This is a genomic window from Pseudoalteromonas sp. CH_XMU1449-3, assembly GCF_037027245.1.
GTDB classification, from domain to species: domain Bacteria; phylum Pseudomonadota; class Gammaproteobacteria; order Enterobacterales; family Alteromonadaceae; genus Pseudoalteromonas; species Pseudoalteromonas shioyasakiensis.
In genome coordinates, this window is the sequence record NZ_JAYMDY010000001.1 from 410,322 (window position 1) to 434,835 (window position 24,514).

Below are 24,514 nucleotides of genomic sequence, written 5' to 3' on the forward strand. Positions count from 1 at the left end.
ATTAACATAAAATTAATATTGAATAGTATAATTTTACTGCTTTAAATGGCTTTTGTTCAATTAAGGAACAAGCCGGATTTGCGGTGATTTTACGTTTAATCGTTTAACTTTATGATTTGTAAAAGCTTGTTTTTTGATCGGAAATTTCTGATTTTTCAAGATTTTTTTATAGCTCAAAAAAACCAAACCCGTAAGTATTGGGGTTTGGTTTTGGGTCTAACCCTAAAGTTAGTCTTGATTTGACTTGTTCGCGAACCATCCAGACTTTTGATTGCGACTAAGTTTACCGAGTAGCTTAATCGCTTTTTCTAAAGTGATACGCTGATCTGCAATATCGCGATAAATTTGGTTTGCGCGCTTTTTCCGTTTTACTGCAGCACCGGCATCTAAAAATGATTCAATTAGTTGATTGAAGTATTTCACAAGTAAGGCTTGTTGTTGCTCCTGCTTTTGGTTTGATTCATCTTCTTCAAGTTTTTCTAACAGGCTAGATATTTCAGCCTGGCAAAACTCATTTTGCGCAAGGTGAGTTTTCTTTAAAGTTGCTAAATGTTGTTTCATATAGTCTATTTCAATGAGATTGAACGAAACAATCATATTTAAGTTTGTAAGTGCGGTACGAAACTCTTTAGCTGAACACTGTTCAGTAAATAAGTGGCGAATGGTTTGATGTATTTTCTGCCACTGTTGCCATGCGTACACGTAGTTTAAACCCGCACCTTTTATGTTTTGCATGCCTACAATAACCTGATGTGTATTTGGCAGAGCTAAATCGGCGGTTGAAATAGTAAGTTCATCGGCAGATAAATTGCTGTTTTCATGGACTGTTATTTTAGACTTAGTAATAGTTAATAGGCGCTCTTTTATTTCATTTGCATTTTCAGCTATGTTTTCTTGTAAAGCAGCAAGCGCATTTCGTTGAAAGTGGTGGCGGAAATAACTCAAAATAACACCTACTTGTGAGTCTAAAATATCTCCGAGAATTTCTTTTACGCAGGCTTTATTGAGTGTCCCTTCACTCAGCGACATTAATTTATCTGCATTAGTTTGCCCATATGCATGGACAAAGCGGGCATGGATCTGCTCTGCAGTTAATAAGTTAAGTTGTACCGATAGGCTTTCAAGTTCTTCAATATCATTATTTTCAATGAGCTTATCAATTCGCTCTGTTAATGCATTTATAAAATAACTATAAAAGCCATCTACATTAGTACCTATCACTACAATTCGGTCAAACCTTAAGTCATGGCTCAAAATATTAGCGAATACTTTCGAGCGAGCGACACGATCATTACGGTTATTAATTAATGCAATGACTTGTGTCTTAGGGCAATCATTGAGCTCATAAAGGCTGAGTCTGCGCCAATTCTCAAGCGTTGCTAAGCGCTCATTTGCCGACATACTATTTACAAAAGACTGCTCTATAGAACTTATTGGTGCCCGAGGAAACTGTTGTAATACGCCGATGTCAGGAATAATTCGCGCAGAGGTTTCTTTAAATACATAATCTTTGCTGAGGCCAATGTGTTTGGCCATTTTACAAACTAAGGCAATATTTGCAGGATGCTCTTGATATGGATAAAGGGCTCGAATATCTTCGGTAATTTGTAGGCCGTCAGCCCAATGAACCTGAATTAAATTTGAATTCTTTTGCTTCGCATTCGCCTCAAGTATAGGGGCCATGTTTTGCTCGCTGGTGAATACTAAGCTGTTTTCACCAATAAAATGGCTTGTTTCATTAGCAACATCGATACCTGTTGGTCCTAAAATGTCTTCATGATCCGGGTAGGCGTTAGTGATAGTTGAAAAGCTATCTTGCATCCAGTTGCGCAAAATTCTGACATAACGCGGAGTTAAGCCCATGCATTCCCATAAAAAAACATCCGCATTTACATTTTTGGCAAAGTGTAAAACGTCACTTTGTTCCCAAATGCTGGCTTTATCAAAGGGTCTAAATAGAGGGATTTCGAACTGTTCACCACTGGCTCTGGCATAGATCATGGTCGCTTCGCAGCCTGTGGTTTTACTAACAACTTTTAACGTGAGGCTACTAAAAAGTGCAGCTTTTAAACGCTCAGTTCCTGACTTTCCTCGCGTTCCCCAACCACCAATTGAAACCGGAATGTGTGCTCTGTCAGACTTTATTTGACGACTTATTTTCAAATGCCTTGCCCAAAAGTAGGCGATAAAGCTGAGCACAAAGAATATAAGCTGGCCTATGCTATTTTGGTAAATTGAATAAGCATACTCTTTAAAGCTTGACCATAGATTAAACAGAAATGGTGTAATTGCGAGTTTGTTATATAAACTACTGATACTTGTTTCTACCGGGAAGTTTGTATCAAGTACGCTACCATACGGCTGAAAATCAAGTGTAAACCCTTTACTTTTTAATATCTCTAAAAACTGTTTTTGTTCAACTTCTGAGCCATTTCTCAGCTCGTTTAATTTTTCATAGTTAAACGATATCCAGCTATAGCAGTAAAGCCTTTTAAATAGGCTCTTCGGTGGGGTCACTATGAGAATACCATCCGGTGTATAGGTTTTTGCTGGCGTTTTTAGGTTGTCTTGAGAAAGGCTGCTCAAAAGAAAGTCGAGTAATGGCAAGTGTTCACGAGCACTAAATTGCTGTTCATCAAAGCGTGGTTCGCCAGGGACTTCTGTTTGACTAATTTCAGCCACTGTACTACTAGGTACATGCATAAATGCACTTGGTTTTCTTGCATGCATGTGGTTAAAACTCTGGCGTTTATCAGTACTCGGTGTTTTGAATTCATGCCAAAGTCGCCAAAAACGAAAGCCTCGCTTGTAGCTATATTGTACTTGCCATGATTTCTTTCGCGCACTGACATTGTAGGCTTCATAATTTTGCGCTTGATTACTTAATAACCTGCCGAGTAACTGCTCATTCCAATCAGCTAAATCTAGATTTTTGTGGGCGCTCAGGTCAACTTCAAGTTGTGCTACTTGCTGCTGGTGCATAAAGCTGACAAGTTGTTCTCGTACACGGCTGATAATGCGACGAATAGCGAGGCTTGGCTCATCTTCTAGGCGCTGATTTAAAAATTCCACAAATGATTTAAATAAACTATTAGCTTGCTGCTCTGTATGGCAATCCACTTGCAGGTTAAACATAATGCGAGGACTTAACTCGAGTAATAAGCGCTTTTCAGCAAAGCTAGCCGTTGCTATTAATTGTTGTTGCCAAACTTTGAATCCTTGCTGATGCTCACTGAAACGTGGATCGGCTAATTGCTTAATCAGAGTTAACCTAACAGCCTGTTGAGTCTCATTTTGTAAGCCCTCTAAAATAAGCTGTTGAGAACATGGCCATGGCAATACAGCACATTGCTCATAGACACTTTGCCTTACTCTTGGGTAGCGATGTTTGGCGAGTAAAAATAATAGTTTAATGTTAACCTCACTGAGGTTAAGCTGTTTGCTAAGAATGCCAGCAAAGGCACTGAGTAAAAATAACTGCCTTCGGTCAATTTGCTCATTTTCAGGTAGCTCTAAATCAATATGAGAGCGCATATAGTAGCGTGTGAATGTTGGCCTTAAATTAATTAAAATTTCTAAGATATCGACTTTTGCAGCATGCGGGGTTGTTATTTTTTCAAGAGACTGCAGTAAGTTTTCTACTAATTCGGCATTAAACTCAGGATCATCTACATATTCACTTATTAGCTGCACTTGATTTGCCAAAGCGCGAAAAATTGAGTTGCGAATGGCTTCATTGTCAGTTTTTTCTAATAACGACAAGAAAAAGCTTTCTAAATTTAGAGTCAGCCATGATTGCGCAATTTCGTCAGCGTGGCTACGTAAATAGCGGTTCGCTAAATCCCCAAGTTTACCAATTAAAAATTTCAGTGATTGTTCAAGCTCAGAGGTTTTATCTTGATAGCGATTAATCATCGCACCTTCATCAAACCAGCGCTGAAAAGCCTCTTGATCTTTTTTTAGCTGCAGTCGGTCTGCCCCTAAAATGTATGCGTAATCAAGAATGTGAAACTCTCGTTCTGCTTTTAACTCTGCATGGCTTAAGCGCTCTACAAAACGGCGATGGTCGGTATCAAGTTTAAGCAACTGATTCTGCAAGGTTTCAATCTTGTGAGTAAGGAAAGCAATCGCTTGTAATAAAAGCCAGTCATCTTCATCGTCATCGTCAGGTTGATTTTTTATCAGCTCCCATTGGCTTAATTCATCAACAAGTTCATGATACTTCTGACGGTATAAGTCTAGCCAAAAACTAGCTATATCAGCAAATAGCAAGGTTTCTAGGCGTTGTTTAAGTTGTTTACTGCTCATAATCACTGTGCTCTAGCAAATGGTTAAGTTGAAGTGCAGGGAAAATAATTTCATCATGAGCAAAAGGTGCAAAGCCGGTGTGCTGGTTATTACCTGATGAAAACTCGAGACTAATATTATGATTGTTCCAGACCCAGTCTTGCTGCCAGCTTAGTTTCAGCCAGCCATTTGTAAAACTGCCTAAATTGACTTGTTTTTGCCACGCAAAGCGAGTGATGTATTGCCATGTGGCTGTAGCTCTATGCTCATCAGCAAAGCGATAGTAGCTATCTAGACCAACTTGAAAAATGTGGCCACGATAATACTGATTCCAGCTTGAGTTGAAACGTAAGTAGTCTAGGCTTATCCAGTCATCGTTAGAGCCAGAGGAAACACCAAAGTTAAGGTAGTTATCAACCCAAGGTTGATAACGGTACTGGTAATAACTCAACCAGCCAGATGCATGATTTTCACGGTAGAAGTTGAAAACGCTCGGGTTTAGTTGCTCATCTGCTAGGTAATCATCAAGGTCTGCGCTGCTATAGCGAATGTAAGGCGTTACTTGCCATTGGTGACGGTGCACAGTATCGCGCTGCCAAGACTGACCAATACTGATACTTGCATCTAATGCATACTGTAAGTCAAAACTATCATGGCTTGGCTGCCAACGTGAGTTGATTTGCGTGTCGATATACCATGGGCTGTTTTCATCTTGCCAAGAATGGTAACCATTTAGGGCAAAAATATCAGCCTGGCTATCGCTCATAGAGTAATAGCCCTCTAATTGATACCAGTGATTATCATCATTGAGGCGTAAGCGGGCACCTATATCTATTTCTTCACGGGCAGGTATATCTTCGGCACTTTGGAAAATTGTTTGTTGATCGTAGCGAATAAATCCCTGCCAATTTAATTCGTCACTATGTAAGTTTATCTGCTCATTGATAACAGAGGGCTTTTCTGGCGCTTGATAAGTGACCAGTTCAGGCAACAGGGTTTTTGCCTGTGAGTAAGGTGAAATTTTATTGCTTTGCTCACTTAGCTGCCAGCTATACAAACGAACGTATTGTAATTTATCCGCAGTCACTTCAACCTTACCCGCAGGGTGGAAGAAACGCCTTTCTGTTCGCTTAAATTCATTCATCTGTTCTAACTTAATGAGTCTGTCAGCAGGTAATTTGGCCATTAAAGGCGTATCAGGTGTCACTGTGTAAAAGAGTAACGTTGTCGACAGCTCTAGGTGTTGCCAGCGACCTGCAATATATTGTTCAGCTTCAATTGTTAGGTGCTGCGATAGATACGGGTTCAGCCACCTGACAGAAATGATGTTGTTATCCAATTCACGTTTGTTAAATGTGAAAGGAATGCTTTGCTGCTCTGTGACTGACCAGATCTTTTGATCATTTGCTAATTGCAATGACAGGTTAGCAACATTTGCACGCGCCAATTCAGCAGTAGAAAAGTTAAATTTAAAGCGAATTTGTTGCCCTTCAGTTTGTGCTAAATCAATGTTTAATGTGTGGAATGGGCGCAGCAGTATGCCTTTATTGGAGCCTGCCTGTGTATTAAGCAATGTAAAACGATCTGCAAAGCTACTTTGTGCTGTACTTTGCATGTCAAATAATCGCGTACCAGCAAAGTCGAGCAAACTATCTAATGGCTGCCATTGACCATAACTTTCTATTCTGTTTTGTAAAAAGGTCGATTTAGCATCCGCACCTAAGGTTTCTAAGCGCTGAAGAAGTTGTGTGTATTGGTTATTGGTAATGCGCTTTTTACTAAGTAAATAAAGCCCATTTAATAAAAGTTCGGCTTGTGTAGCGTCTGCAGAGTAGATAAGCGACATAATATCATTTGATGGGGATTTATTTGCGGCGTCAGACACATAATCGAACTGACTAAATAAAGAGTCTGGAATGAAGCTCACATCAAGATAACTCGTATGGTCAGCTGTTATTTTTAGCGCTTCACCAGCTTTAAGGCGAATTACTAGTGTGGCTGCAATTGAGGCCGCTTGTTGGTTTTTAACAAACAAAGTAGTTGCGGGGATATCACTAAAAATAGGCATGAGTTTATGCTGATATTGACTCTCAGCCATAAGCCAAGCGGTTTGATACTCACCGTTCTGCTTGGCTGCTGTGCGAGCCTTAATAACTAAATTAATAGGTGTTTGGGCTGTAAATTGCCATGGCATTGTTTGTGTGATGACAGTATTTTGAGATTTCCCCTGGCTGTTAATAAAGGTTTCTTGCATACCTGCTTTTACTAAATAACGCGCTTCATCAATGAAGGGAGGGGCACTGAGAGTTTGATAGTTAAGCGCTTTAAAGCTTTCAGACACTTTAGTTGGCACAGTTGATGAGTGAGCCAGCCACGCAGCCAAACGATGTTTTTGCTGTTTTACCGCTAAATCAATCAAAACTGGCGGGCACTCATTTATGGTTGTTAAGTTACCTGCACACAGTGCAAATAGTTTAATATCTTGACGTTCTGTTTGATAACTATCAATCAAGGCTTTTGCTGCAAATTGCTTCAGCTCTAATTGCTGTGTACTTTTGTATAGGCCTTCTAAATAACTATTGGCTAAGTGGAACTGTTGCTGTTTACGTAAAATTGCTACTCTAAGTTGCCAAGCTTGTTTAGCAATCGTTGTATTCGCATTTTGGGTCAGAGGTTTTAAAAATGCTAAGGCATCGAGAGGGGCGCTATTAGCTAAGTCTTTCGCTGTTAATAATGATTGTTCGGCATTAAATGCAGAGACGTTTTTACGTGCTGGCGCGTAGGGCTCGATGGCCGCTAAATAATCAGCATGTTGTTTGTGTAGGTCATCTGCAATCAGTTTTGATATCGCAGGGCTTATATTCTTAGCATTAACTGCTTGTTGATATATCACTTCGTCGCTGGGCAGATCAGCAAGCGTTCTTGCATACAGCGCAAACTCAACTTTATTTGATTGACTACTTAAGCTTTGAATTGTTAATGACTGACTGCTCAGTGGCACAGAGATAAATAATGTTTGAAAGTCATTTGTTGCTTTTAGGTTTACTAACCAACTATTTTCACCTGCAGATAGTTTCAATTGGCTGTCTTTAGTGCTCCTTGCAATTAAAGTTAACCGAGGTGTTGCACGTTTTTCACTGGATAAATCAAATAGCTGTGCAGATTGGCTTAAAGTGGCCATAAGGCGGAGCTGTTGATTTATACGTGGATAAAACTGATCGTCTACTAAGCGTTGCTCAACGAGTTCAGTAACCATACTATTTTGAGACTCAACTGCGTTCAAAGTGCGATAACTACCCTTAAGCTGAGATTGCCCAGTCATCATAGATAGCAAGTTGGTACGGCGTTTTAGGGCAAGTGAGTTATTTGCTTTAAATACATCATCACTAAACACTTGCAATGAGTGGTCGCGATAAACCGCTGTAATGGCATCATCAGCGACTTGATACCAGTATGGTAACAGTAATTTTTCTTGTTCTTTTTCTGCTGCCTTATCATCATAAATTGCGCGGTGACTTTGCTCCAGTTTGATAAATGCATCGGTTTTACTTTTTATCGTTAAGTATTGTCCGGCAGCGATAGCTAGGTACTCAGTATTTTCAAGGCCTAGCGACTGCTCTTTATATTCTAAGGCTTGGCTATTAATGGTATTGATTTTAGCAATCAGTTGTTTATCGACATACGCATAGATAACGCCTTTTTCATCAGGCTGTTGCATATTTTGGCGAACAGATAATTTAAGCTTTTTTGCTGCCGAGAAAAACAAGGTGACTTCGTCATCTTTGCTTAGTTGATAATAACGTTCACTGCCATTGCGGTTTTTAGTTACAACTGAGGGCTTAGCAAGCGACAAGGCTCGTCTAAAGCTATCTACATTTTGTGGTATATGACCAATCATAGCGCTGAACGTGGCACCCTCATCTAGGTGATTTTGGATGGCGACAATTCGGTTATGGCCCAAAGCGGGGAGTTGGCATCGCTTCGTATCGCATAATAAATCGCGATGCACTTGTAGGCGTTGTTGTATGTATTGCGTATTCCCCGCACTAATAATGAATTTATTAAGAAGCTCAGGGTCAATGTCTAGCCAATGTCCTTTAGGAAGCCAAAGATAGCGATGTTGCTTGGCAGTAAAGCTCATATCTTGGCTGGTGGTATAGGGCGCGAGCTTTGGCGAAGTTTGCAGCCAAATTGCGGGCTCAAGAACACCTCTATTTGTATCAACAGCGTATGCAGGCTGCATTGAAAGTAGCAGTAAAATAATAGCAATTATGAAATAAGGCATTGGTTAAACAACTTAAATAGCTGGTTATTAGAAACTAATCGCTCACGCAACTGGCGACTTAACTCGATATGGAAAAACTGACTGTTCTTAGGAGCCAGCGATGCAAGAATATTGCTGGTGCCTCCAAGTTCTTTAACATCAAGGCCATAAACCATAGCTGTAATATCTAGCTGTTCATTTAAACAGGCTGTGATTGCAATCGTCCGCTTGCTAGGTATTGCATGACCATTACTTATAATTGCATCAGCTTTTTTACCCTCTGGAGTCTTCCTTTTTTCTTTTGCGTAACCATGGATCTGATAAATCGAAAATGACTCAACATGTTCAGAGTATGCAAGAATAAAGGCATTACTCGCGCTTGGTTTATACTTACCAAAGTCAATAAGTTCTCCATGCTCATCACGGTCGTTGCGGTGTTTAGTGTTGCTTAAAAATACTTGGCAGTGTGCATATAGTGCCTTTGCAATAGTATGTGTGTGTTTGTCATAAAAGCGATGTGGTGCATAAGCAATGCACTTTTCACCTTGCTGTTTATAATGAATTTCACCACCGGAACTTAAAGATTCATTTGCAAATAGAGCACCTTGGTTGACATTAAAGTGTGTGGGAGTCTGTTGCTGATCAACAAGCCATAACTTTAAGCTCAAGGTAAGCTCATTTAAACTAGGTGTTGCGTGGCATGTAGATACAAAGAGCCAAACTATAATCATCATTATTTTAGTTTTCATGGTTCCACCACCTTACTTTTTGCTCCTGCAAAGGATATTCCTCAAGTATAGAAACCCACACCGTGTCAGTTGTTTGCAGTGTTAGGGAATGTAACTCAGCAATGTCATTAGTGATTGTTTGAGTAACGCTAGGATAGCTTGTTAACTGACTATTTTTTGGGTGAATTAAAAAAGCATCGAGTAATGCCGATTGATGTAGCATAAAGCGTTGTTTAGCGATGCTGTATTCACTTGTCAGCCCTGCTTTGTAGTCGGCATTTTGTGTAAGCGATAACTCTACAGGTTCGCTGCTATTTGCACGAAACACTTTAAATACTAAGCTCATCGGGCGCTGTTGCTTTGTGAAATCAAGTGTCAAAGGGGTATTTTTATCAAGCTGGTAAATGCGTTGCTTTATCCATGGACGATCTCCATACCAATTTTGGTAAATAGTTTTCGCCTGTGACTGTAATTGTTGTAATGCCTCGACCGATAGCTCAGACACCGCGACTTCTTTGCTGCTTTTGTTAGTTAAGCGATAAACTAAACTATTGTCCTCAGAGTCGTCATAAGGTGAATAGTTATTTTTGTTATATAAGCCAAAGTTAAAAACCTGAGGAGGTAACTTCGGCATAAAATAGCGATCAGGACTTAGCACTAAAGCGACATTTGATAATGGCAGCTTTGCAAAGAGCTCTTTAGATTGATAAAAAGTTGTCACTAAATCCGGCTCTTTTGGCGGAGTAAAAGTACGGATATTAGTAAAATGTGCTAGCTGCGTTAACTCATAATGATTTGCAGCTCTTTGTTCATACCAAGCGGCAATATCGTAAAAACCATTGATTGGCTCAGGTAGATATTGATGAGAAATTGTTCGTTGATAATTGAAATCTGCTAACCGAGATTTTAATCGAACGTAGACATCTTTTTCAGCGATAATTTTCAGATGATGAGCATTATCTGGGGTACGTAAATAGTAACTATTTAGCATACCGACACGCTGTCTTTGAGTTGTATCGGTGATCAATCGGTCGAAGTCTGACACTTCACCTTTTAAAGTCACGGTGTAATCTTCTATTGCTAGGTTACGTTCATCATAAATAACCACGTTAAGCTGACTACTTTGCAATGCACGAACGTCAATATTGAGATTACTATTTGGCTCTATATCAAAATCTACACTGGCAAATTCGTTCACCAAATAGCTGCCTGCATAACTCGTTAAAATTGGTGTGCTTGACGCTGTTCGCCAATTAGTCAGTAATGGTTCTTCACTACAAATGGTGACTAGGCCTGGATCAATAAGCTCTGTTTTATAGCTATTTTTGTTATCGGTTGGAGATACACTAATTGGTATTGGCGCCTTGAACTGATGCTTATCATACCAAGTTAGCGATGGTAATAGCTGCTCTGAGTTAACGGCGAAAATAAGGCTGTCAGTCACATCAAGTGTAATACTGGCACAAAGGCCAAGTTCAGTGTAATAAGCGCCTAAGTCATGCTGCTGCATGCTAAAGTCATATGTAGTGACATTGTAAGGCAGAGTTTCATACAAAATGTCAGATTTAAAGTCGATACCAGGGATCCCTTGAGGTGCAATTTTTTGCCACCAAAATGCCATCGCATTACTAATTTCAGCGCTGGTTAGTGTGTTTTCACCCATAGTTAAATAGTCAGTGGCACGTCTTCGCCTTTCTAGAGGGCGTTTAAGCCAACTGTTGAGTGGGTCGATATTTTGCTCAGGAGTTTTTGCATGAACACGGACAACCACGCCTTGTAGCGATTTTTCTTCTGGGATCAGCGTTAAATCAAGGCTTTTGGCATTTGGATAATGAGTGATTGGCAAATAAAAAGACTGCCCAGAAGCAACGTTTAGTGATTGTTTATTCTCTATTATTTGTTTGATCTGTTGTTCTTCACTATTGTTAACTAGCTTTGAAGCGTGATGGTAAATTTTATCTAAAATCACATTACCTTTATCGTCATAAAGAACGTATTTAATTGCGTAATTGACCGGTAATTCAAGAAACACAGATTGGTCAAACACGGCATTCGAGAGAATTCGTAAAGAATGAGTTCGCTGATTAGAAAATGTAAATCGCAGTGGCTTTTCGCTACTTAACCACTGTACATTAGATCGCGTTTCGGTATTGCTACGTGCATCCACGGGCTCTGCTGAGTCTAGCCACACTAAAAAGCTGCGCCCTCCAAAAAATATAGCGAAAAGTAATGTCAAAATAAGTAATAGGGCGAATAAGCGTTTAATTAAATACACGCTGACCTCCTCCCATTAGCAGGTTAAATGCTTTTACATCAATCAGTTGATTGTTTGTCGGGTTATAGATCGCAAGGATGTTATTGTTCTGCTTTATCATTAGTGCGAATTTATCAAGGTGTTCCAGCTTGATGGTTTGTAAACTACAAGCGGGGATTTGGAGGCAAAAATCTCGCAATGATGTGAGACGCTGATTAGCGACATAGTTATTTACAAGGGTTTGAAGCTGTTGGTTCTTGTTAACATCCAATGGTTGCCAGTTAAATGGTGATAGAGTGGCAAGGTTTATTACCTTAACCTTAGAGTTACTCGAAATGGCTAATAAACGCTGTAATACACTACTTTGATCCATCGAAAACTGTTGTTTAAAGTCTGAAGCGAGCCACAAGGTTGCCAGCTCACTATTGGCATTAAACTGCTGGTAACCGGATTGCGGAGAGCTACCAATCTCGAGACCGCGAGTGGCTTGTTGCCCCATGACTGTTTGATAATTGACACCTAACGCATTGAGTTTATTGTCAATTTGCTTCATTAATGGAATCGCAGTATCGCTTATTTGTGTTGTTGAGAATGCGATTGCATTTGGACGTATCCATGAAGGTGCGCTATGGCTGCGAATTTGAATATTCAAGCTAGGCTGGTTTTGTGTAAATCGTAAGAAGCTTTGGTGAATAATATTGAATAAAGAATCAACATTATCTGCAGCTAATACATTTGCTTGTGGATGTGCATAAGGGTGCGCTCCTGCAACGAGTAGGTTAGCAGCATTCGACTTAGCAAATAACTCACTGGCAAAGCTTAACGTATTACTTTCAAATAAAGGTCTAGGGACACTTAAGGTAATTGCTTCGTGCTCGGTCAAATTAAATAGGAATATGCCTTGGCCTTGTTGTAATGCAGCAGGAGTATCTAGCGGGCTCAGCAGTAAATAACGGCCACTGTTGTTTTTCACAAGCCTTAATTGATAGCTCAAAAGCTGTGCGGTGCCATTAATTTGTTTTAGCTGATTTAGCATATCTTCAGTCAGCGCATCATTACCAATGCGAGCAATCAGCTTGTAAAGTGGCGTTAAGACTTCAAACTCCCAAAGTGCGACCTGACTATTAGAAAGTGGTTGATAGTCAAAACTGCCTTTTTTGCTTATGTGAGTCGAATAAATATCAACTATTTGATTAATTTCTTCATTTAATTCATTCAACTGTAGATTACTGTAATTGAAATTATCACGGTATATACTGGCTAAAATATTGGTGTAATTATCAGCATCTAAAAACATTTCGAACATTGAACCAGTAAAGCTTGAAGAAGGTAGACTGCTACTGGTTGCCGTGCCAAAAAAGGTTGTTTCACTGCCAACAAAATCATGTAGCTCGCGCTGACTTACTGAGCTTGGTAATTGGTTATAGATCCAATATTGGCTTTTTGCATGTGTTGTTTTATCTGAAAACAAAGTAGCAGTATGGCGGTTGGCCTGTCGAATTTGCAATATCTCTGTACCTTCTAATGCAGAGATAAACGCCTGATAAAATGGGCTTTGCTGGTTTTCTTTCGCTAAGGTCTTTTGTGGCGTTTTACTTGTACCAAAAACCAAAGCTTTACTTTGTAGCTGTTCGAAAATTAGGGCTGCAGAATCACTGGCTAAACTTTCAGTAATTGGAAATGGCACGGTGACTAATAAAGGAGTTTTAGGTTGTTTGTTTAAAACAAACAGTCCGCGTTGCCTATCTTCAATTGTATCAATCAGATAAATATAGTTTTCATCACCTTGCAGTAAAAAGCCAATGCTAGAAAATAAAGCTGAGAGCTCAGCGATATCTTGCTGTTTAATAATTGCCTTATTAAGCTGATAAACAGCATACTTAAACTCAGCAACGGCTTGATTTGCTTTATAACTACTTACACTAACTTTATTACTACGACTGGTATAAAGGTAACTTTTATACTGACTAACTTGCTGATTAAGCGTAATAACATGCTGAGTTTCAGTTTCGGGTTTAAGGTTCGGCTTAGATAGTATCGAAGGAATTAGCATAACAATAAAGCCAACGATAATGGCAAGTATACCACCCACTATCGAAGTTTGTAATGTTGCTCTGACGACAAGACCTAAGGCGTTTTTTTGATAAATCTTTAAAGCAAGTAAGGTCGCTAACATATAACCAAACGCGAAAGTATCGGTCACTTTTATGGCAGGGAAATACCAGACCACAATGTAGTTAAGAGTTAGTTTATAAATAAAGCCGATAGTGAAGAACAGCATCAATAATCTGGCACCTTCAATATTGGCGTGTCTAAGCCTAGTAAAATGAATAAGTGACCCGCCAACGGCCAAAATAATGGCTGTTTCAGCAAATGAAGTTAGTAATTTACTCGGTTGAGTAAGTTGAAGGGCAAGAAGTGCTGGTAGCATGATACCGTTAAACTCCCAGCCGTACTTAATATTCGCCCGAGAGGCAAGAAAAGCGGTAATAACTAGGATGATATAGGCTTTGGGAGCCGCAATAATCGACGCAGCTACTGCTTCGTACATAATACCCAAGTTAGCAATACTAAAGTTTGTGAAAGGCATGAGCACAAAACGTACGAGAATAAAGGTAATAAGTAACTGAATAAAGGTTACTTTTAAGCCATATTTAAAGCCTCCGTTCCACATTACATTAGCTGTTAAAGCGATAATGATAAGACCAAGAGAGTAGAGCTGTGAAGCATAATCAAAGGTGATATCCCAGCGACTTAATTGGTTTGCAATTAACGGCCAAAACAAGGTATCCATACATACTCGAACTAGGATACTTATCAATATGATGGCAAAAAAACGATCACGACCAAACATTTGGCTATAGCCAAATTTTTCCATCATATAATGTGCGCTGAAACGCATTAAGGCATATACAACAATAGCTTCAATGATAATAACTGCCGCAGAGGTCGGACTAATTATCAACAAAGGAACGATATAACCGGGTACTACAAGGCCTGTTAATGGAAAGCCGAAGCGCAAGTTAAGTAAGCATACAACTGCAGTGCCTACCCAAACTGTTGTAATAACAGATTGACCAAGGCCACTACCTGCAGGGAAGAGTGCTAACACAAAATCCATTAACCTTGCCCCTCATTACGAGCTACATGGTTATCGATAAATTCAAATAATATACCTGATACTTGAAAAGGCTCACCGGATGCCGCTTGTGAGCTGTCAGTGTGTAGGGCTTTAATGTTTAAGGTATAGTCTTGTTCGCCAAACTTAGCTGGTAAGGCTACTTCTGCTTTGTTTAGAGTGATATAACGCAATTTCCCTTTAGCAATTTCAGCGTCTAAATCACAGCTCTTGCAAAGTAGGTCTAGTGCCGTCATTTCAAAAATAGCAAGTTGGTGCTGCTTGGCAAATTGTTCGAGGGATGCGTTTGTTTGAATTACTTGACCAAACAAATTAAATAAAACAGTGGCAGAGCGGGTGTGATTAAACACCATTTCTAAGGTTGTTAGCTTTTGCTCCATTTCATTAATAGATTGTTTAACCTGCTCACTAATCGGCTCATGTAGCTTTAAGGTTAGCAATTGATTTAATAAGCTATTGTTACTCGCTTGAGTCGTTTTAAATATATGATAATGGAAAAGTAATTCAGCAACTTGCGCTGCGAATTTATTGACGTTTTTTTCAAACGCTTGCTGATTGAAGTATTTGTTGGGGATAACAGATAGTGCCCAAAAGCCGCGGACGTCACCGGCATAAACCAAGGGTGCCATAAATTCGATTTCACCTTCTTTAATATGTGTAAAGAAGGGGCGGGTAATTTGTACAACCCCTAATGATTTTAATGCTTTGCTGTAAGGAGTGCGCTTGTAATCACGGCGCATCTCTTGAATATCATCTAAATTACAATTAATCGCACGAATCTCAACAACACGATGATCATCCTCTTTTCGGGCAAGGAAAATTGATTTTTCTAAGTCTAGCTGCTGGCTAATTAATTGAATGATTGGATCCCACGGCGAGGCTTGCTCAATAAAGCTTTGTGGGATAAAACGGCCCATCATTTTTTGCTGAATATTGTTCACAACAGTGTTCAGCTCGTTATCTTCAGACATCTTTCGAACAACAATCACCCAAAATAAGGTGATAAATGTCAATACTATGTATTGTCCGATTGGGATGAAAAGTTGATTAAGTTCAATGAAAAAATAGCCCAATAAGCACCATAGCAACACGCTATTTAAGGCAATAATAAAAGAATATATGAGCGACAGTTTTTGAAAGCTAAAAAGCAGTACAAAAACAAGCGCAAGCTCAATAAAAATAGTCAGTAAGCTATTTAGCTGTTTTACAGTCGTTTGTTTATCAATACTGTCAGCGAGATAGGCTATCAGTAATAAAGGATCATTTAAGCCGTCGACTTTTGGGGCGTGAATAAAGACATTAAAAGCGGCAGCTTTTTGACCAATGATAATAATCTTATTTTCAAGTTGCTCACTCATTACGTCAACATTTAGCACCCGTTCAGCACTAAATTTTGGCAGCGCAGTGACAGCTAAATCAAAGTCAATAAGTTGAACGTGTTCTGAATCATAATTAAATATCTGCTGCCAAATACTTTTGCATTCAAGCTCATTTGATTGAGGAATGCGCATTTGGTAAGTAGCCCAATTATCAATTTGTGGTACGCAATATTCTCCCTCAGCGTATGGGTAATAGACATTTTCTAGTTTTGGTGCGACTAATGTTTCATTAGCCAGCACTACAATCGCGCGAGGTTGATATTCAACCAATTTTTCAACAAGTTGCTGGTGGTTGTCTGTTAAGCGGTCGCTGGTAATAAGTACAACATTAGTTTGTTGAGTGTGGCTTAGTGACTCTAAATTTTGATATAAAAAAGCATTGCTCGCCTGAAAGAGGTTGAACATATTACTTAACAAGACCACACAAAATAAGCTTAAAGTAAGCCAAAATGCGCGCAAGTTTTTTAAACGCAACAATTGTTGAACAGCAGACACATCTCCTCCTTAATCAAGTAATGTGAACGTAATTTTTACACTCGTATCATCACTTGCTGAGATTTTTAAAAAGTCAAAACCGTGCATTTTCTCGGTTTGCCATAGTCCATTATCTGAGCTGATAGCATCTTGCCAGCTAATTAGTGCAACATTATCTAAGCGAGAGATTGCTTCACCTGTACTTGGTGCATAATGTCTAAATTGCAGTTTCACACCTCTTGGTGGAAGTTCTTTTGGTCCTAAAGTGAACTCATCTGACGGTAAACTAAAGTCATGACTAAATGCATGCCATGCTTGGTCACCGCCTTCACTTACATCTATTTTATGTTGTGAAAAAGTAAGATCGTCTATTTCGGTTGTATAACTTAATAGAGCATCAATTTTTCCACCATTTTCTGATTGTAAATAACCATAAAATGAGAAGTCTTTACTCAGAAGTGGATCGCCATTTTCATCTGTTAGTTCCATCACTCGCATTGTATGTCTAAACGGTATTATCGATGGCGTATTATCGAACTCGTCACGACTTGAGCACAGTGCTTGAATGCCAGCATAAGGTTGGTCTGTACATGGAAAAACGCTGTCACTGGTGTGATCCCAGCGGCTTACTTCAAACGCCTCGCTGTCGTTATCCCAATCTTCAAAATCACCAAACACCATTATGTCGCGGCCGAAGACCATACTACTGAGTTCGCCACTGGTTACTTCGATCTCTGATACGAATGCGGCTGATGAAGGGGCGTATTGTCGTAAGTCAATAATGTCACTATTGCTATTTACCTCAATAGTGACGTCTGTCGTGCTCTTTGTTGCCTGATTTTGACTAAAATAGACTTCACCATAATTATCACGAGGAATTAAAGTGATATTGTCATCAGAAAACTCAGCAAGGCGTCTTAATAAGTAGTGAGTTAAAAAACCGGTTGTAAAGCGTGGTTTATAATCTTCAACAAAAATAGGATAAGCAAAAGCCCGGTTGACGGTTTGCGTTTCTGTGTTTAAATCGATCATCACAGCAACACCGAGTAAGGTATCAAGGCGAGGTTGGTCAAATACGAAATTACCAAGACCGAGTACAGCAGGAATATCGTTATAGACAGCAAAGCCTTGCGCTACATGTGGGTGGTGAGCAATAAGGAGATCTGTATTTTGCTTTGATAATGCTTCAAACCGGCTGCCAATATAGCTTGAAGGAGAATAGGTGTATTCATCACCTCCATGCATTTGGGCAATGATAAATTGTGAAGAATCCTGCTCTTCTAGTGAAGATTTAACTGTATCCGAGTTGGTTAAATTTGCAGCCCCGCCTTTTTCAGTATCAGCAATGTAGCTGTATTCGTGTTCTGTCCCTGTGATTGAAGTGGCGGCAAAAAGCACGAGCGTTACATCTTCAAGTGTTTTACTCACTGTGGTCATTGCTTGGGTTTCATCAAGTCCTGCACCGCTATGTAGTAAGCCAGCATTGCTTACTTCAATGAGGGTATCTTCTAAGCCGGATTGCAAGTAATCGTAGATATGGTTATTACCAAGACCAACATAATCTATGCCTATCTCAGTTAGGCCTTGTAGTGAGTCAGGTAGACTAAAAAAGCTAAACTCTTTGGTTGGATGGACGGTTGCTGGATTAGTCGTCACTGGCGACTCTAAATTAACAGACGCAAAGTCAGCATTTTCAAATAGGGCTGCTACATCAGCAGTAATTGCAATGCTGTCTGGCCCTGCTGTATCTGGATGGATCAAGGCATCAGTTACATCGGGAATAGACGTGCCCATGGTTTTTAAATTGGGATCTAAGTAACGACGGCCAAACATGGTATCGCCAGCAAATAAGAGGCTTTTACTGCTCGATGCTTTAGTTTGGAGTTGAACTGTCGTTGTCGATGAGTCTGGTTGATTAACGACAATACTTGCACGCGGAAAATATCCGGTTTGCTCAATCATAATCGCATGATTGCCATAAGCAAGGTTACTAACACTTATAGTTCCATCGCTATCAGACTGATAGCTTTGCCCAGCTAAGGTAACACTGATATTGCTTAGAGGTGTTTGATTTTCATCGGTGATCGTAAAAGAAATATTTGCACTACCAGCAAGCAGCTTTTCGCGATCGCTGATTGCGACCTGCGTTTGCTCATCTGGTTTATCTTCGTTCGGGTCTTTTACTTTACATGCAGTGAAGTTAAGACACGTAAGCAGAACTAAAGAATTAAAAAATATTTTCAACTAACGCCCCTCGTTATCACGCAATTTACATTCTATACGTCAAAATTATTATGGTTATTTTATAATTGCTGGCTAATAGGGACAACAATTGACCAGCTCTGAAAATTCAGATATTGCATGCTCTTGGGCATAGTCTCGATGATATTTTGTACTGGTGACTTAATAACCAATGATAAAGGTGTAACTTAAGTTTTAAGTGTAGTTCAAATTTATTGGTTGGCAGAATTTGTCTTAAAATTTAGACAAATAGCAATTTGGTATTAGGAAATGAATGGAAATAAAAAAGGCCAATAAATGGCCTTTTTGTGCGTATGGGCTTTCACAAAATGAAAGTTAGAATTTGTATTTAACACCGAACATAGCAACAACTGGGTCGATTTCTACAGTTGAAGTTAATGCTTTTGCGCCGTCAGCATAAACGGTAGCGTCTGTATCGATGTCGATTAGTGAAACCATGCCATGAAGGCCCCAGTTTTCACTCATCATGTAGTTAAAACCAGCTTGAGCTGCAAAGCCAAATGAATCATCTAGTTTAACTTCTACATCGTCAGTACCTAGTGTTGCTTTTAGTGCAGCTGAAGGCTCTTCATCAAAGAAAACAGTATAGTTTACGCCTACACCCACAAATGGACGGAACTTATAAGTTGAGTCTAAGAAGTGGTACTGCGCTAAAAGTGTTGGTGGTAAATGTTTTATTTTCGCAATTTTGTTACCTGCTAAACCACCTGCACCTTGAACATCATGACTAAAAGGTGTTGCTGCTACTAATTCAATTACCCAATTGTCATCAAGCGCATAATCTACAGTAATACCTAGCTGAGTATCATCATCTGCACGTAGACCTAACGTTGGTGCTTCATTGATTTTTGAGCTGTCGTTATCAGGGTTTACATTAATTGCACCTACGTTCACGCTTAAGTTTGCGTTTGCAACAGGAGAGAGTGCTAATAGTGAAGTAAGTAATGCAATGCTTAATTTAGTTTTCATGTTGTTCTCCGCGAACTACTTGTCTTATTTGGTTGAGGCTATTATTACTAACTTGAAGCGGACAAAACCTGTTCTAGATCAAAGTTTCAAAAATGTTTGAACTAAGTGAAGCCATTTATTGATTTAGATTAAGTTTTTAAACAGGTACAGCAAAAAAAAGATTGACTCTTATTGACTCTATATTCAGTTGCGGCTGGTAAACTAACAGGGTTATTTGCTTAATTAGGTGTTTTTCATGGCTGATCCGCAGCACTTATTTCTTCATGGCTCGATTTCAAAAGCGTTACTTAAATTAGGTATCCCGATCATCTTAATCAATATTTTGCAGTCAGCTTATCAGCTGACCGATGCATTTTGGGTGGGGCGCTTAGGGGCAGAACAAGTGGCGGCCGTTTCTGTCAGTATGCCAGTTACCTTTTTGGTGATTGCTATTGGCTCTGGTTTGGCAATGGCGGGCGCTATTTTATCCGCTCAATACATGGGAGCGGGTCAGCAAGATAAGGTTAATCACGTTGCTGCCCAAACTATGTTAATGGTGACAATTACCGCAACCATACTTGGTTTAATAGGCTATGTGCTTTCTCCTTACTTTTTGACTTTATTAGGTGTTGAACAGCAAGTGTTTGGTGATGCCCTTAAATTTATGCATGTATCTTTTATTGGCGTTGTGTTTGTATTTATTTATGCCATGTTTCAAGCCTTAATGCGTGGCATAGGGCAAACCAAGGTACCGCTTTATATTGTAAGCGCTACTGTATTACTCAATTTTGTGCTCGACCCTTTACTGATTTTTGGTTTTGGTGACTTTGCTGGATTTGGCGTAATGGGGGCTGCACTAGCCACACTAATCACGCAAAGCTTAGCGGCTGCAATCGGGGTATGGGTGTTTTTGCGAGGCCGCCACGGCATCCAACTGAAACTCTCTAGCTTTAAACCAGACTGGCAATATATGAAACAAGCCTTCTTTTTAGGGGCTCCTGGCTCGGTTGAACTCTCTGCGCGAGCTTTTGGTTTAATCATTATGTCGTTTTTGGTTGCCAGCTTTGGTACACATACCATTGCCTCTTATGGTGTTGGTTCTAATATTTTACAAATGGTGATGATCCCTGCAATGGGTCTTTCAATGGCTGTTTCAACCTTGGTTGGTCAAAACATGGGGGCGGGGAATCCACAGCGTGCAGCACAAATAACACGGTTAGCCTCGCTTTGGGGGTTACTAGGCCTAACATTAGTGGGCGTTGTAGCTTATCTGTTTGCTGAATACTTTGTGGCTTTTTTCATTCCTGATGATGAGTCTGTGATTGCCGGTGGTGCAGAGTTCATTCGCGTTATGTGTTTAACTTGGGGCGGAATAGGTGTGCAGCTTTGCGTGGTTGCTGCATTTAGGGCTTCAGGAAACATGCTGAATGCGATGGTTGTGTCACTGCTTTCGCAATGTGTTATTCAATTTCCTGCAGCGTATATTTTGTCTAAGCATACCTCACTTGGACCACAGGGCATATGGTATTCCTTTGCTATTACAAATGTGCTTGTGGCGATCATTACTTATCTTTGGTTCGTAGCTGGTCGTTGGCAACGAACACAATTAACCAAAGAAGACAAAGAAATTGCCAAGGTAACCCAAGAAACCCTCATTGAAGAAGGAAATCATTAATTTAAGTTTCACACTGCGGTCATAAACTCTCGTTGTAATAACCTAAGCTTTCTAACTGACTAGGGTTATTATGAGTTTGGTATCAAATGCAGAGTTAGCAACGCACCTTTCGGTGCAATCTGAGGTGGTTGAAACATTACAAACCTTGCTCCGATTTAAATCGGTAACGCCCGCTCAAGCTGGTGCAATTGATTGGCTTGAAGGTAACTTAAGCCAGCTCGGCTTTGACTGTGAAGTATTTAGCTTTAATCATGTTACTAATTTAATTGCTAAAATCACCTTCGGTGAAGGCCCTATCGTTGCTTTTTCTGGTCATATAGATGTGGTCCCTGCTGCAGAAGGTGATTGGCGAGTTGATCCTTTTAGTGGTGAGATAGTCGATGGCAGTGTCTATGGCCGCGGCGCAGCAGATATGAAAGGCGGCGTTGCTGCTATGCTTTGCGCAACAAAACGCTTTTTAGCGCAAAATAGCAATAAACGCGGCACATTTTACTGGTTAATTACCTCAGATGAAGAGGGCGAAGCTGAATACGGCTCCTTATTGATTGCTGAGCGTCTAGCCAAACAAGGTGTTGTGCTTGATGGTTGCCTAGTTGGCGAGCCGACGAGTCATTTGCATGTGGGTGATACTATTAAAAATGGCAGAAGGGGAGCTTTGTCTGCTCGATTATCTATTCAAGGTAAAGCTGGGCATGTTGCTTATCCAGCAAACACTATAAACGCAGCGCATTTAAGTGCAGAGGTTGTGAAGCGCCTAACGGCAATTAGTTGGCACAAAGATGAAGCCAGTTCGGCTACAACACTGCAAGTGACCGGAATTAATATTGCCAATGTGGTCGATAATCTTGTTCCTGCTCAATGTGAGCTCACGTTTAACGTACGTTATAGTCATGGCTATAAAAGCAAAGACATCAAAGAAGAAATTCAGTTTGCATTGGCAGATCTAGCATCACAGCTAACGCTTGTTTGGGAACGCCCGTGTGAATCATTTTATACCCTGCATCAAGCCAGCAATTGCTTATTGCAGCAGCTTGAACAAGCCGTGCATGAAATCACGGGCAGCTTTCCTATGCTTAGTACCAGTGGTGGCACATCAGATGGTCGCTTTTTTGCTAATGAGCACACGCAAGTGATTGAATGTGGCGTGCGAAACCATACCATTCATCAAGTTAATGAGCATGTTCCTATCGCAGATTTAAAAACTATTGAGCAAATATATTTAGCTGCACTTAGAAATATCTTTAATTAAAAAGAAAAAGCCGGCGAGCGTGCCGGCTTTTTTAGCTATTTTATAACGACTATTCGCGTGTCTGTCCTAAGTATCGTTTGGCTTTACTCGCTTTCACTTTATCTAAGTCGACAAGCACTAAACCATCAATGCAGTTATTAAACTCAGGATCGATGCTAAAACTTAAAAACTGTACGCCACCAGGTTCGCAAAGCTCCGTGTATTGTTTGAATAAGGTAGGGACTTGAGCGCCAATATTGGCAAGTACATGCTTAAGTTCAACAAAGTCTTCTTTAATGTCATCCCCAGCAAATAGCTGAGCACATTGTTCTTTTTGTGATTCGGTATGGCGATATTCATTATTGGGGATAGCTAACACTTGTTTAGCACCATAATAATGCTGGTAATAATGAACGAGTAGTGATTTAGCTTGCTCGGGGAGTGCGTTAGATACGCTAACTGCGCCAAACAAATAGCGGTATTGCGGGTAGCGGTTCACAAATGCGCCAATGCCAAACCACAAATAGTCTAGGCTCTTTCTACCCCAGTATTTGGGCTGCACAAAGCTGCGACCGAGCTCAATGCCCTTTTCAAAATACGGCGCCATATCATCGCTGTAGCTAAATAGGCTATCGGTGTATAAACCTTTGCGGCCATGTTTTTCTATGATGTCTTGTGCGCAGGCAAGTCGGTATGCGCCAACTAGTTCAAGTTGTTTAGCATCCCACAGTACAAGGTGTTGATAATCCATGTCGTATTTATCTATATCTCGGCGTTTGCCACTGCCTTCACCGACTGCCCGAAACGCAATTTCACGTAGTCGTCCTAGTTCACGGAAAATTGGTGAGCTACCACAGTATTGGTATAAGTAAATTTTCATACCATCAGAGGTTTCACCTAATAGCTCACACTCTTCAATGGCTTTTTTAAGGTCTTTCGTTGCTTCTGGGCTGGCAATGGGGGTTTGCGTTTTTAACGGCAGCGGTTTTTTAGTGATAAGTCGATACAACTGCTTTCTTATCAGCTGAGCTATTTCTTTATCTTTTAAATTCTCGATTAAATATGACTCAGGTGGGATGGACGCGCCAATTTCAAACTCTAATGATTTTTGTCGCTGTTTGAACATCTCTTTGACTAACAACAAACTGGCTAAGGGTTTGTAGATCATTGAGGTGCCATAGAATAACGGGCTGTTTTTCGCTTTAATGTAAATTGGCAAAATAGGTGCGTTGGCTTTCTTTGCCATACGTAAAAAGCCAGTATTCCATTTACAGTCTTTAATGCCCGTTGGACTTAAGCGTGACACCTCTCCTGCAGGAAAGATTAATAACGCACCGTCTGATTTTAAATGCTGTTGGATATTAGCCAGCTCTTTCTTTTTGCTTGTACCAGAGAGGTTATCAACGGGTAAGAGTAATGAGTGCATCGGAGTGATTGACATCAGCATGCGGTTTGCAACGACTTTTAAGTCAGGGCGCACACTTGATAAGACTTTTATTAGCGCTAATGCATCAAGAGAGCCGATAGGGTGGTTAGCGACAATGACGACATTACCTTCACTAGGAATATGTTCCATTTGCTTTGGCTTGTAGCGCGTGTCAAAGTCTAGCTCATCAAGTACTTGCTCTACAAACTCAAGTCCTTGTAAGTGTGGGTATGCATCACCAAAGGCAACAAACTCTTGCTCATGTAATAAATAACCCAGACCTTTCTTTACTAAGCCTTTTACTTTTGGTGAATTTTCTAACTGTGGTAAATTTGCTTCTATTACTTTATCAACACTGATCATACAAACCTCAAACATAAACGCATTCAGCGATGAGGTTAGGGTAAGAGTTCGCTGTGACAGTTAGGTTGCAGTTGTGTGACTTTTTAA

Annotated in this window: 11 protein-coding genes; 2 read left to right on the forward strand and 9 right to left on the reverse strand. The window is 40.1% G+C overall.

Annotated elements, in window-relative coordinates; translation table 11 throughout:
- Nucleotides 1-228: 228 nt before the first annotated feature.
- The 8 genes from WA256_RS01765 to WA256_RS01800 all read right to left on the reverse strand — a co-directional run bounded on the left by WA256_RS01765 (nt 229) and on the right by WA256_RS01800 (nt 19,756).
- Nucleotides 229-4,308, reverse strand: coding sequence for a poly-gamma-glutamate synthase PgsB (locus tag WA256_RS01765; RefSeq protein WP_335988622.1), 4,080 nt, complete (start codon nt 4,306-4,308; stop codon nt 229-231).
- Nucleotides 4,298-8,572 carry a hypothetical protein gene (locus tag WA256_RS01770; protein WP_335988624.1) on the reverse strand — a complete coding sequence of 1,425 codons (4,275 nt, stop codon included), beginning with the start codon at nt 8,570-8,572 and terminating at the stop codon, nt 4,298-4,300. The genes WA256_RS01765 and WA256_RS01770 overlap by 11 nt, the downstream gene beginning before the upstream one ends.
- Nucleotides 8,557-9,300, reverse strand: coding sequence for a hypothetical protein (locus tag WA256_RS01775; protein ID WP_335988626.1), 744 nt, complete (start codon nt 9,298-9,300; stop codon nt 8,557-8,559). The genes WA256_RS01770 and WA256_RS01775 overlap by 16 nt, the downstream gene beginning before the upstream one ends.
- Nucleotides 9,290-11,554 (reverse strand): hypothetical protein, encoded by a 2,265-nt coding sequence (locus tag WA256_RS01780; RefSeq protein ID WP_335988628.1) that lies wholly within the window; start codon nt 11,552-11,554, stop codon nt 9,290-9,292. Before WA256_RS01780 ends, WA256_RS01775 begins: the two co-directional genes overlap by 11 nt.
- A complete protein-coding gene (locus WA256_RS01785) occupies nt 11,541-14,654 on the reverse strand; it encodes a poly-gamma-glutamate biosynthesis protein PgsC/CapC (RefSeq protein ID WP_335988630.1) in 3,114 nt (1,037 codons plus the stop codon). The genes WA256_RS01780 and WA256_RS01785 overlap by 14 nt, the downstream gene beginning before the upstream one ends.
- Nucleotides 14,654-16,546: a hypothetical protein gene (locus tag WA256_RS01790; RefSeq protein ID WP_304637507.1), complete on the reverse strand. Its 1,893-nt coding sequence runs from the start codon at nt 16,544-16,546 to the stop codon at nt 14,654-14,656. The genes WA256_RS01785 and WA256_RS01790 overlap by 1 nt, the downstream gene beginning before the upstream one ends.
- Before the next feature lie 9 nt (nt 16,547-16,555).
- Nucleotides 16,556-18,769 (reverse strand): CapA family protein, encoded by a 2,214-nt coding sequence (locus tag WA256_RS01795; protein WP_062564276.1) that lies wholly within the window; start codon nt 18,767-18,769, stop codon nt 16,556-16,558.
- A 333-nt stretch (nt 18,770-19,102) separates the two neighbouring features.
- Nucleotides 19,103-19,756, reverse strand: a complete 654-nt coding sequence (locus tag WA256_RS01800) for an OmpW/AlkL family protein (RefSeq protein WP_054561921.1) — start codon at nt 19,754-19,756, stop codon at nt 19,103-19,105.
- 235 nt (nt 19,757-19,991) lie between these two features.
- Between WA256_RS01800 and WA256_RS01805 the strand changes: the two genes are divergently transcribed.
- A complete protein-coding gene (locus tag WA256_RS01805; RefSeq protein ID WP_335988634.1) occupies nt 19,992-21,410 on the forward strand; it encodes an MATE family efflux transporter in 1,419 nt (472 codons plus the stop codon).
- A 70-nt stretch (nt 21,411-21,480) separates the two neighbouring features.
- Entirely contained in the window at nt 21,481-22,659 is a 1,179-nt protein-coding gene (dapE, locus tag WA256_RS01810) for a succinyl-diaminopimelate desuccinylase (protein WP_335988636.1), read from the forward strand.
- 49 nt (nt 22,660-22,708) lie between these two features.
- Here the strand turns inward: dapE and WA256_RS01815 are convergent, their stop codons facing one another.
- On the reverse strand, nt 22,709-24,427 hold the full coding sequence (locus WA256_RS01815; RefSeq protein ID WP_062564279.1) for a lysophospholipid acyltransferase family protein: 1,719 nt from the start codon (nt 24,425-24,427) through the stop codon (nt 22,709-22,711).
- Nucleotides 24,428-24,514: the final 87 nt, after the last annotated feature.